Raw genomic sequence first — 11829 nt, 5'->3', positions numbered from 1 at the left:
CGAGACTGAGGAGATGGCCAAGCCGATCATCGACGATGAATTGTGGGCACTGATCGAGCCGTTACTGCCGCCACCCAAGCCGCGGCGCGAGAAGAACCCGGGCCGCCTGCCTGTTTCGAATCGCGCCGCGCTGACCGGCATCCTGTTCGTTCTCAAGACCGGACTACGCTGGCGCGACCTGCCGGCCGAAATGGGATGCGGCTCGGGCGTGACATGTTGGCGCCGGCTGCGCGATTGGCAAGCAGCCGGTGTCTGGGATCGCTTGCACGAGCTACTGCTCGCAAAGCTGCGCGCAGCGGACCAGATCGACTTCTCACGAGCCGCCGTCGATTCATCATCGATTCGCGCCGTTGGGGCAGGCCAAAAACTGGGCCAAACCCCACCGATCGCGCGCGACCCGGTTCCAAGCACCACATCGTCACCGACGCCAACGGTACGCCGCTCGCCGCGATCCTGACCGGCGCGAACGTCAACGACGTCACGCAATTGCTGCCGCTGATCGACGCGATTCCGCCGATCCGCGGATTGCGTGGCCACCCATTGCAGCGGCCGCGTGTGGTCTACGCGGATCGCGGTTACGACTCCGAGCGACATCGGCGCGCGTTGCGCGATCGCGGTATCGAGCCAGTGATCGCCAAGCGCCGTACCGAACATGGCAGCGGCCTTGGCAAATATCGCTGGGTCGTCGAACGCACGCATGCCTGGCTGCATCACTTCCGTCGTCTCCGTATTCGTTTCGAGCGCCGTGCAGACATTCACAGCGCGTTCCTCAAACTCGGTTGCTGTCTGATCTGCTGGAATACCCTTCGGCGGGCCGATCAGTCTTTATGAAACCGTCTCTTACTGTGTCAATAAATTCATGCCATTATAGAAATTTCTTCATCCATGGCGTGAGGAATGATGGACTGGGAGAGACGTCATTCGAGGCGTATCTGGAACATTTGTGTGAAGCGCTTGGGCATAACGATCGCGACTCAGGATTGAGGGGCTATTGCCAAGGGCTGATGCTGCCAATTCGGCGCAAGAGCGTCGAGCCGCTGGCGGCACATCTGGAACCGGAACGTGTAAGCGCGCGACACCAGTCGCTGCATCATTTCGTGGTGAAGTCGGAATGGTCCGATACGGCGCTTTTCGAGCAAGTGCGGCGCTGCGTGCTGCCGCACATGGACCCGGCTGGCGGGTTGTACTGGATCATTGACGACACGGGTTTCCCCAAGAAGGGTAAGCATTCGGTCGGCGTAGCGCGGCAATACTGCGGCCAACTGGGCAAGCAGGACAACTGTCAGGTTGCGGTGAGCCAGCCGGTCAGCTGCAGGATCAGCCGGCGCGCGACGAACAGCAGCGCCTCGGCGTGCTCGACGCGGTCCATCAGTTCGACGCGCGTGTCGAACGACGGCGGCGTTTCTAGCCAGTCGTAGGCGGCCGGCGCGGTGCCGGCGACCTGGTCGAGCCAGTCGAGCAGTTGCGTGCCGCATCGTTTCTTCAACCCAGCGCGCGGCAAGCGCTGCAGATCGGCGAGCGTTTCGCAGCCGAGATCCTCAAACCAGTTCGCATAGCGCCGGGCGTCCGGCGCCACGATGAGAGGCACGCGCGCGAGCGCGCGGATGCCGTGAAAGAGGCGCAGGCCCGCCGTCACGTCGAGTACCACCACGGCTTCGTCGGCGTCGACGACGCTCGGTGTGAACTGCAGGAGCGCATAAGCAACCCCAAGCACGAGTTCGCGCTCTCGAGCGGCGCGATCGAGCGCCACGACGCGGCCGCCCTCGAGCACGACGAGCCCCCGCGCATCGCCCGGCGATGGCGATCGGCCTGGGCGGTGCAGCGATCGCTTGTCACGCCTGCTGTCCTTCGCCAGTAAAAGCGTACGCGCATAGCACCGTTCCTTGATGCAGTTTGACCCCGGGAGATTGAAAAATCCATTTAACATTCAATGGATTAAAGCGGCGAAAAATTGATATTCGTACTCGTCCTATATATAGAGGGCCAAATATCGTTCACGAACTAGATACAAAGCATCGGTGAATTGGCATCATTGACCTCGCTCTGTAAGGAGTTTGTCAATCACCTTTCATTGGAGAAAAGCGTGGCTCTCAACAAGAAATTCATCGCATTCGCAGCAGTCGCAGGTATGTTCGCAGCAGGTTCGGCCATGGCAGCCGACGGTACGATCAACTTCACGGGCAACATCACCGCGGCGTCGTGCTCGATCACCGGCGGTGCTGGCACGAACGTGACTGGCGAGAAGGGCAACCAGGACATCGCGGTCAACCTCGGCACGGTCAGTGCGGATTCGATCGGCGGCACCGCTGGTTACGGCATCGCAGGCGGCACGTCGATCGATCTGAGCCTCGACTGCGGCAACACGGCGACCGATTTGACGCTCGTTAAGGTGAAGTTCGACGCGAAGTCAGGTTCGGGCCTCGACGGCAAGAACAACAACCTGCTGCAGATCTCGGGCACGGCCACGGGCGTCGGCATCGGCATCTATGATGGCAATAACAAGCTGCTGAACCTGGCGGCAAACGAGACGATCGATGCACCGCTGGTCAAGGGCGGCACGGCTGAAGCGCCGACCTACGCCGCAGCTCTGAACATGCGTGCTGGCTACGTCGCGAACGGCGACAAGATCGGCGCTGGTACCGCGAACGGCACGCTGCCGTTTACGCTGTCGTACGAGTAAATCCCCCAATCGAGCGGTGAAACGGCACGGCGTGCCGTTTCACCGCCGCCTCCAGAGTTAAATCCGCCATGAAGAAATCGCTCATTGCAGGGCTGGTCGCGGCCGGCTCGATACTGTTCCTCTCAATTTCGTCGCATGCCGGCGTTTCGTTGTCTGGCACGCGCATCGTTTATCCAGCGAAGAGCAAGGAAGCGTCAGTCGTCGTCAAGAATCAGTCGCCGGACGACGTGATGATCCAGTCCTGGATCGAGTTGCCGAATGGCACGAAAGGCGATCTGCCCTTTGCAATCACGCCGTCGTTGAGCCGCCTCGGCGGCGACAAGCAGCAGATCCTGCGCATCTTTTATGCGGGTGAGGGGCTCGCTACCGATCGTGAATCGGTGTTCTGGCTAAGCGTGCAGGAAATTCCGCAAAAGGCGAAGGGCGACAACTCGTTGCAGATCGCGGTGCGGCAGCGGATCAAGCTCTTTTACCGGCCTGCCGATTTGTCCGGAGAACCCTCAGATGCGCCGGGCCAGCTGAAGTGGCGTTGGAGCGAGGGTAGCGGCAAGCCGGCGCTGGAAGTCGTCAACGACTCCCCTTACTTCGTGTCGCTGGGTCACGTGAATCTCAAGGCGGGCGCAAACACGTATCCTGTCGTCGCTGAAATGATCGAACCGAAATCGTCGAAACGCCTGGCCGTCAAGAATCTCGTTGGAAAGGCGCTGCCGGCGAATGCGAAGGTCGAGTTTGGGTCGATCAACGATTTCGGCGCGACAGTCGACACTCAGTCAGACGTGACGAAATAGCTCCCGCGTGACATGAGGATGGCCGTGTCTATCGCGGCACATTAATCAGTTTTACTAATTAAAAAAGGGCGCGCATTTCTGATGCCTCCACCGAGGAGAAAGAGCTCGCAATCCACGTCATGAACACAACTGTCAAGAAAATCGCAGAGGCTTGTCGGCGTGCGTCCTATCTGATGGCGCTCGGTGTCGCTATGACCCCCGTGGCTGGGCAAGCAGCAGAGTTCAACGAGTTGTTCCTCAAGAAGGGGGACGGTCCCGTCGAGCTTTCGTATTTCGAAAAGGGTAGTTCGGTTGCGCCGGGCATCTACGATGTGGATGTGTCGTTGAATCAGCGACGTGCAAGACGTGAGTCGGTCCTGTTCAAGGCCGATGCGTCGGGTGAGGTTCGCCCGGTGATCACGTTCGGCTTGTTGAAGGCGCTGGGCGTCGACGTGAATCGCCTCGAGCGCGAGCACAAACTGGCAGCAGGGCTGGCGGACGACTCGCCGGTCGATCTCGGCACACTTGCCGACGGCGGATCAACGAGTTTCGACGTCGGCACACTGACGCTCGATGTCAGCGTGCCGCAGGCCTATGCGCCAACGCAAACGCGCGGCTACGTCGATCCGTCGCTTTGGGACCAGGGCATGACCGCCGCCTATTCGAACTATCAGGCGAACTTTAGTCACGATACGGATTCCGGATATCGCAGCGACTACGCGTATATCGGGCTGCGCAACGGCCTCAACATCGGCGCGTGGCGGTTGCGCAACGAATCTGCGCTGTCGTGGCGTCGCGGCAGTCCGTCCGATTTGGCGGCGAACCGCACCTATGTGGAACGCGACCTGCAGCACATCAAGGGGCGGCTGTCCGCGGGCGAGGTGTACTCGTCCGGTGAGATCTTCGACAGTGTACGCTTTCTCGGCGCGCAGATCAGTTCCGATACAGGCATGTTGCCGGACAACGAGGTCGGGTATGCGCCGGTCGTGCGCGGCATCGCTCAGAGCAACGCGGTGGTGGAAGTTCGCCAGAACGGCTATGTGATCTATTCGACGTCCGTCACACCCGGGGCGTTCGAATTCCGGGACATTTACCCGAGCGGCTCGAACGGCGACCTCGAGATCCGGATCATCGAATCCGACGGCAGCGTGCGCACGTACCGGCAGTCCTATTCGTATCTGCCGGTCATGATTCGTAGCGGCACGATGCGCTATTCGTTCTCGGCCGGCCAGTATCGCGGCTATAGCCAGTCGCGGCCGATGTTCGCGCAGGGCTCGCTGGTCTACGGCGTGTCCGACAACCTGACCGGCTATGGCGGTTTCATCGGCGCCGAGCGGTACGCGGCCATTGCGCTCGGGGTCGGATACAACTCGCCGCTGGGCGGCGTGTCGTTCGACATTACGCACAGCCAGTCGAACGCGACGGGCCGCAAGTCCAGCGGGCAAAGTTTTCGGTTCCTCTATTCGAAAACGCTGAAAGCGACGGAAACCACCTTCACGATGGTCGGCTATCGCTATTCGACCGATGGCTATCGTACATTCAGCCAGCACGTCGACGACCTCGATCGCCAGTGGGGGAGCGGGTATAACCGCCAGAAGAGTCGCGTCGACCTGAACATCAACCAGTCGCTGGGCACGGACGGGTCGGTGTACGCGAGTATTGGCGAGACGAGCTACTGGAGCCAGGGCGGGGCGAGCCGCAACATCCAGCTTGGCTACAGCGGCGCGCTGAAAAATCTCAGCTACAGCGTCGCGGTCGCACACGCACGGGATTCGGGTCCGTTCGGCCGCTCCGACACGCAGTTCACCGCGTCGATCAGCATTCCGCTCGGCGGCGGCGCCCGTTCGCATCGCATGTTCGCGAACACCGTGGCATCGACGAACGGCGACGTCAGTACGCAAGTCGGCGTGAACGGCTTCCTGAATGAAGCGAACACGGTCAACTACTCGGTCCAAGGCGACTACCGCAAGAATTCCGGAGGGTCGGGCGGTGTGGGCCTCGGCTGGGATACACCACTGGCCAAACTGACGACGAACTACAACCAGTCCGGTCAGGGCAAGCACATGAACGTCGGCGCCGCAGGTTCCGTCGTCGCGCACAGCGGTGGCGTGACGCTGGGCCAGACGGTTGGCGAGACGTTCGCGATCGCCGAAGTGCCGGGTGTGCGCGGTGCGCGGTTCTCGTCGTCATCGAGCATTAGCACCGATCGCAGCGGCTACGCGATCCTGCCGTATGTGCAGCCGTATCGCTACAACTGGCTCAGCGTCGACACCGAGAGCCTCGGTTTCGACACCGACCTGACCGACAACTCGAAGTCGGTGGTGCCAACGCGCGGCGCGATCGTGAAGGCGACGTTCTCAGCGGAGATGGGCCGCCGGGTCCAGTTCGACGTGACGACTGCGAATGGCGGCAAGGTACCGTTCGGCGCGACGGCCTACGACGAGAGCGGCAAGGTACTCGGCATGGTCGACGATGCATCACGCGTACTCGTGTTCGGCATCAAGGAGCAGGGGCGCATGTCGATTCGCTGGAGCGAGGGTTCGTGCGAAGGCAGCTATGCGTTGCCGGAACGGAAGAAGTCGGTTGCGTACGAGCGTGTGGCGATGGTCTGCCAAATGGATGGGCGCTGATCGGCATGCCGGCACGGGATGCAGTGGCGTGTCGATACAGGGATATCGTGAATGGAGCGTCAGCAGGCCTATCTCTATAGGCGATCTACTCAACACGCTGGTCGCGATCACATGTTTGGATGTGACATCGAGTACTATCGGTGGATACGCACAATCGGCCCAGGGCATGATCCAAACTCTTTTTTTGGAAAAAATATTCCGATGAAAACATTGAAATATATATCACTTATTCTGGCGTCGGCGTTGCCGATTCATGCGATGGCTGCTGCCCAGTGCAATCCCGCTTCGACTATAACCAATTCACTAACTTACTATACCTATTCCACCACAGGCTTCAATCCACCGCCCTTCAATCCAGCCGATATTCCAATCGGCGGGGTAATATATGAAGGGAAGCCCACTGCAACGATCACAAATTCGGGGGGGGGGCAGTTTGGGCCCCAAACGGTCTGCAGCCCGCAAGCTGAAGCTTGGTATGTGGGTGTCGGTACCCCCGGAGCAGACAATATCTACCCGACAACTGTGCCGAATGTTGGAATGCGAATTATTTTTGGAAATAAAACTTTGCCATATTCAAATGGACTTGTGGGGAAAAGTTTTTGGAGTAGAGAAATTAATCCAACGATTCAATTAATTAAAACCGGGAACATAACCGCGGGTGGTTTAATGAGAGATCTTTACGCTCGCATTGCGGCGACCTCCAAGTCTGGTCCGTCGATGGTCGAATTTAGCTTCGCCACTCCAGTTAGTGTGGTACCCATGGTCCCAACCTGCGCGGTCACTACGAAGAGCATCAAGGTAGCGATGGGGCAGACAATGGCCGCGACTACATTCACCGGTGTGGGTTCAACCTCACCATCCAAACCCTTCGAGATCCGTCTGTCCTGTTCGGGCGGCGCCCAGGGAACCGCGATCGCGGCGTATGTCACGCTGAGAGACGCAACGACTCCCACGAATACGGGGAAGATGCTGTCGCTTTCGAAGGGCTCTACGGCCGCCGGAGTGCGTATTGAGATTCTGAAGGATGACGAAGTGCTCGGATATGGCCCTGACTCTTCTGCGGAGGGAAACACCAATCAATGGTTCGGCGGGCTAGTGCAGCAAGGTGGGTCCGGGCTGGTCATACCGCTGTGGGCTCGTTACGTGCAGACAGCCGGGAGCGTGAAAGCGGGAACGGCAAATGGAGTTGCGACGTTCACGATGAGCTATCAATAAATCTCGTGTGCGACCTGTCATGCGCGACCTTCGTGATACCTGTCGAGCAAGCTGATGCTAGATCAAGGCCCCGGTTCGAACGAATTCGGGGCGAATGTTTGTTGCTCATAGATCGTCTATTCGAATAACGAGTCAATTCAGAATTGGCTTGCTCTAGCAGGCCATTCAATTACCGTCCGTCCTGACGTATTTTCCATTCTGCCGTTCACGACGATCACCGCAAAGCGGTCGCTTTCGGCTTGCTCGGTCGATTCCAATGCGAATGGATCAACGTCGTGGGCTTTCCGGTGCCCACTCTGGGGCCTCAGGCTCTATGCGGGCGCAACGCGGTCAGCGATCTCAACCGCGTCAGGTTGCAAGCTGCAACCGTCAGGGGTAGCACTTGGTCCACTTTCTCGAAACCCCGAACCGCGACCTATCGAAGCGCCTCTGCTGGTCCGCCACGTGGCCTCCACCGGCAAGATCGTTGTCCTGATGACTAACCTGTTCGACACCGTGCATTCCCGGCAGCCATCGTTCGTCACCTGTACTACCAGCGCTGGCGCATACGGGTCTTGCACTTCATTTTCGTACAAATACGATCGAAAGCACATCAAATAGCTGACATGTACGATATTCACATGGAAAAGCAATATGTAAACTGACTGTCAAATTGGCGGCGCGGGAAAGGGTTCCGGGTTTGAACTCTCCCAAGGCGCAAAGCGAAAGCTCGTGGGTATGGTAGCTAAAGCGTAATACACCTCTGCGTCGGCACGAAAGGAGGCGACCAGGCACGACGAACCCACATAAATAGCAAGGCATGAACACATGAACTATTTCTCCATCCGCGTTGCAATTACCGACGATCATCCTTCTGTTCTGATCGGATTACAAAATATTCTCAAAAACGCTGGTCAGATAGATCTCATCGGCGCCTGCCAAAGTCCGGTCGATCTGATTGAAATGCTGCAGCGCACGCCGTGCGACGTTGTAATCTGCGAGTACACAATGTACACGGACAAATACTGTGGCGGACCCTGGCTCTTCGAATATCTCCAACGAGAATATCCGAACGTTGGTATTGTCGTTCTCACGACATTAAAGAATGCAGCCGTGATACACACTCTTCTGTCCCGGAAAAATCTTTCTGTGGTCAGTAAGGCCGACGCAATCGGCCATGTCATCACTGCAATTCATGCGGCCTTTGCGGGTGGGACATATAATTCGCCGACCATCAGATCGATTGCCGAGAGTATTTATACGAGCCGGCTCAATACGATTGCCGACCTGTCTCCAAAAGAAGCTGAGGTAATGAGCCTATTCGTGGCGGGCAATACCGTCACTGAAATTTCTTTCCTCCTGAAGCGCAGTAAGCAGACAGTCAGCTCGCACAAGCGAAGCGCGATGCGCAAGCTCGGGGTGTCAAACGATATAGAGTTCATTTCGTTCATATTGAATGGATTGGCTACGCATAATCCGAATGAGCAGCTGAATTTTCGAAGCGCGGGCGATGTGGAAGTGAATGCGCCTTGATGTCGGTCGTGACCAAGAATTCGAATTGAATTACTGGGGATCGACAAGTCAGTTGGCGTCTGGTTCAAATTCATCCGTCGCGTAAGGGGCATTTGTACACTTCATGAAAATCCTGGCACTTTGGATCGAAAATACCTTTCTGGCCAACTATTTGCAAAATCGTGTTTTGAAAAGATGTCGCAGGGAAGGGGAGCCTTGAGGGATAAGGGGCTGCGCGACTAACCGCCAGAGTTTGCACGAAAAGTACGAATACCCCAATGCCGGTCAAGCGCCCGGCGGGGGCACGTAGATCGTCATCATTCCACCGTAGGGAGGGAACATGATCCAATGCGTAAAGGCGCTCATGCAACGTCGATTAGCCCAAGATATGCGGCGTCATGCGGATTCTGACCTTGGGCTCGCAGGCACGGTGTTGGCGGCGATCGCTCAAGACAGGGTGATGCTTTGGGCTCAGCCGATTGTGAGCGTGCGGGACGATGCAGCGGTGCTATATCACGAATGCTTGGTGAGAATCGTCGACGCGGACGGACTTCCGATCGTATATCCGTCAGAGTTCATACCCAGTCTGGAGCGGCTTGAATTGATGCGATTCGTTGATCGATATATCGTCAGCATGGCGATCGATTTAATGGATTCCAATGTCGATCTACGCTTAGGCATCAATATTTCTGCGCAAAGTGCAAATAATTTCCAGTGGTGGGAATCAATCTTCCTGATACTTGAAAATAGGCCAGATATTGCTTGTCGTCTGGTCGTTGAGATCACCGAAACCACGCAACTGTCGTCAGTGTCAGGGCGTATGTTCGTCGAACGCCTGCGTCTTAGCGGATGTGCCATTGCTGTGGACGATTTTGGCGATGGATTTAGTTTGGAGAATAGCACGCACATCGCACAACTCGACATCGTCAAGATCGCCGGTCGAATGTTACCGGCCGATTGCGGTGACCAGACGCAATGCAATCGGTTCAAGAAGTTGGTGGCCCGCGCCCGATGCCATGCAAAGCAGGTGGTGGTAGAGGGCATAGAAGGCATTGCCGGGCTGCGCACGGCCGTGTTGTCTGGGGCGCAATGGGTACAGGGTTATCACATCGGTAGGCCGGTACGATTGGGGAAGTCGGAATTCTCAACCGTCGGATCGATAGAGAAATCGCTGCAGCAGTTCGAGCGTATTGCGGATGCATTGATGGACTGGAAAGACGAAGAGAAGACGCGTGACGATGCGAGGCTCGCCTATGCGTTCGGGCTGTCAAGCGTATTGTATGGGCGGCATTCTGCAATCGCCACGGGCTTGGGCAATGGCTTGAACGACGTGATTCGAATGAATTTTGTTAATTTGAATAAATCTGACCAGTTCCTACAGTGCTTTGTGAAGCTTGGGTTGGTCAATGGACAGACATTGGTCGATTCATTCGGATCGGGAACTTCTTCGTGACACCACAGTAGGCCGCGAAATTGCATTCGCGCGAAGTCGGTCAAATCTCAGCAATACATGGCAAGGTTAAGCCCCTGAGCGTAAGCGTGGAGCCGATACCATCTTGACGGCGTGAGTTACCGGTTCCCCCAACGATTGGATGCCATACGTAGCAGCGTGGCATTAGCAGCACGCAGATCGAACCGTTCGGCATCGACGCCGGGGCAACAGAGGTGGCCGCGCAAAATCGGACAGCGGGATAAGTGGAACGATCGGGGCTTGAGCCAGCGATAATGCAGGCAAAGAAACCGAGAAAATGACGAAACGAACTCGACGCACGCACTCAGCGACGTTCAAAGCGAAAGTGGCCCTGGCGGCAGTGAAGGGCGAGCGCACGCTCGCCGAATTGGCGCAGCAGTTCGATGTGCATCCGAACCAGATCACGGAATGGAAACGACAGTTGCAGGAGCGCGCGGCCGACGTGTTCGGTGCGGCCAGCCCGGTGTCGAGCGAGCCACCGGTAGACGTGAAGACCCTGCACGCCAAGATCGGCCAACTCAGCCTGGAAAATGATTTTTTAAGCGGTGCGCTCACCAAGGCCGGATTGCTGAGCGCAGAGCGATGATTGACCGTGGCCATGCGTTGCCGGTTTCGCAGCAAGTCCGGCTTGTTGGTATCGCGAGATCGAGCGCGTATTACCGGGCGCGGCCTGTCAGCGAAGTCGATGAACGGCTGATGCGCCGGATCGACGAACTGCATCTGGAGTTTCCGTTTGCCGGTGCGCGCATGCTGGCTCGCCTGCTGCGCCGGGAAAGCCACGAGGTTGGCCGCCGCGTACGCACGCTCATGAAGCGCATGGGCATGGAGGCGCTGTACTGCAAGCCGAACACGAGTCGACGCAACGCGCAGCACAAGGTCTGGCCGTATCTGCTGCGCAGCACGAAGATCGAGCGGGCCACCCAGGCCTGGGTACTCGACACGACCTACGTCCCGATGGCGCGCGGCTTCGTGTATCTGACTGCGGTGGTGGACTGGGCCAGTCGCAAGATCCTCACGCACCGCGTGGCGATCACGCTGGAAGCCGTGCATGCCGTTGAAGCGCTGGAAGAGGCGTTCGCCCGCTATGGGCACCCCGACATCGTGAACACCGATCAGGGTAGCCAGTTCACGGCGGGAGCCTTCACCGAGGCGGTGCTGGGCCGAGGCGTGCGGCTGTCGATGGACGGCAAAGGGGCTGGGCGCGACAACGTGTTCGTCGAACGCGTGTGACGCAGCGTCAAATACGAAGAGGTTTACCTGCGAGCTTACGAGTCGGTCAGCCATGCCCGGCGCTCCATCGGCGACTACATTGAGCTGTACAACCGAAAACGGGCCCATTCGAGCCTGGCGGGTCGGACGCCCGATGAGGCATACTACGCGAGGCTGCCTGCGATCAAATCGGCAGCATGATTGCCTCGGACGTCCCACTTAAAAATCTCAGAAAACTGGCCGAACGAGTGAGGCCACCTCTCTCGTGTGTCCGATCGCATTGCCCTCGCGTCACAGCTGCGAGCCATCGAGCACCTCGGTTGAACTCGGGACGGGTTTGCCGGCCGCTTGCTTTCGCCGCGCCCG

The 11829-nt window shown here is 58.0% G+C and carries 7 protein-coding genes and 4 pseudogenes; 9 read left to right on the top strand and 2 right to left on the bottom strand.

The window, feature by feature from the left end:
* Positions 1-13 precede the first annotated feature (13 nt).
* Both AK36_RS31605 and AK36_RS31600 read left to right on the top strand, forming a co-directional pair.
* A protein-coding gene (locus tag AK36_RS31605; protein ID WP_106919343.1) for an IS5-like element IS402 family transposase occupies positions 14-831 on the top strand; the annotation gives its coding sequence in 2 pieces (ribosomal slippage) (positions 14-362 and positions 362-831; 819 coding nt in all).
* Positions 828-1310: pseudogene (locus tag AK36_RS31600) on the top strand (transposase); the annotation flags it as partial. The gene AK36_RS31605 and the pseudogene AK36_RS31600, both read left to right, overlap by 4 nt.
* Here the strand turns inward: AK36_RS31600 and AK36_RS22120 are convergent.
* A pseudogene (locus tag AK36_RS22120) lies at positions 1289-1771 on the bottom strand (DNA polymerase Y family protein); the annotation flags it as partial. The pseudogenes AK36_RS31600 and AK36_RS22120 overlap by 22 nt on opposite strands.
* Before the next feature lie 252 nt (positions 1772-2023).
* Between AK36_RS22120 and AK36_RS22115 the strand changes: the two are divergent.
* From AK36_RS22115 to AK36_RS30315, 6 genes are all read left to right on the top strand, one after another.
* Entirely contained in the window at positions 2024-2680 is a 657-nt protein-coding gene (locus tag AK36_RS22115) for a fimbrial protein (RefSeq protein ID WP_224383379.1), read from the top strand.
* 68 nt (positions 2681-2748) lie between these two features.
* A complete protein-coding gene (locus AK36_RS22110; RefSeq protein ID WP_045579200.1) occupies positions 2749-3468 on the top strand; it encodes a fimbrial biogenesis chaperone in 720 nt (239 codons plus the stop codon).
* A 119-nt stretch (positions 3469-3587) separates the two neighbouring features.
* Positions 3588-6077: a fimbria/pilus outer membrane usher protein gene (locus AK36_RS22105; protein ID WP_045579199.1), complete on the top strand. Its 2490-nt coding sequence runs from the start codon at positions 3588-3590 to the stop codon at positions 6075-6077.
* Positions 6078-6128: 51 nt separating this feature from the next.
* Positions 6129-7292 (top strand): fimbrial protein, encoded by a 1164-nt coding sequence (locus tag AK36_RS31595; RefSeq protein ID WP_224383380.1) that lies wholly within the window; start codon positions 6129-6131, stop codon positions 7290-7292.
* An 807-nt stretch (positions 7293-8099) separates the two neighbouring features.
* Complete coding sequence (locus tag AK36_RS31590; RefSeq protein WP_080484355.1) at positions 8100-8804, top strand: LuxR C-terminal-related transcriptional regulator; 705 nt, start codon at positions 8100-8102, stop codon at positions 8802-8804.
* A 319-nt stretch (positions 8805-9123) separates the two neighbouring features.
* Positions 9124-10236 (top strand): EAL domain-containing protein, encoded by a 1113-nt coding sequence (locus AK36_RS30315; RefSeq protein ID WP_052691568.1) that lies wholly within the window; start codon positions 9124-9126, stop codon positions 10234-10236.
* Between the two features lie 116 nt (positions 10237-10352).
* Here the strand turns inward: AK36_RS30315 and AK36_RS33275 are convergent.
* Positions 10353-10439 (bottom strand): annotated as a pseudogene (locus AK36_RS33275) (plasmid pRiA4b ORF-3 family protein); the annotation flags it as partial.
* A 92-nt stretch (positions 10440-10531) separates the two neighbouring features.
* Between AK36_RS33275 and AK36_RS22085 the strand changes: the two are divergent.
* Positions 10532-11664 (top strand): annotated as a pseudogene (locus tag AK36_RS22085) (IS3 family transposase).
* The last annotated feature ends 165 nt before the right edge of the window (positions 11665-11829 follow it).

Origin of the sequence: Burkholderia vietnamiensis LMG 10929, from assembly GCF_000959445.1 — a bacterium.
GTDB lineage: Bacteria > Pseudomonadota > Gammaproteobacteria > Burkholderiales > Burkholderiaceae > Burkholderia > Burkholderia vietnamiensis.
Note: the sequence above shows the minus strand (reverse complement) of the source record. Positions and strands in the feature narration are given on the sequence as shown.

What these genes read in the sequence shown, in the direction of transcription:
- AK36_RS22110 (WP_045579200.1), top strand. Translation starts at nt 2,749, where the DNA reads ATGAAGAAATCGCTCATTGCAGGGCTGGTCGCGGCCGGCTCGATACTG.
- AK36_RS22105 (WP_045579199.1), top strand. Translation starts at nt 3,588, where the DNA reads ATGAACACAACTGTCAAGAAAATCGCAGAGGCTTGTCGGCGTGCGTCC.
- AK36_RS31595 (WP_224383380.1), top strand. Translation starts at nt 6,129, where the DNA reads ATGGAGCGTCAGCAGGCCTATCTCTATAGGCGATCTACTCAACACGCT.
- AK36_RS31590 (WP_080484355.1), top strand. Translation starts at nt 8,100, where the DNA reads ATGAACTATTTCTCCATCCGCGTTGCAATTACCGACGATCATCCTTCT.
- AK36_RS30315 (WP_052691568.1), top strand. Translation starts at nt 9,124, where the DNA reads ATGATCCAATGCGTAAAGGCGCTCATGCAACGTCGATTAGCCCAAGAT.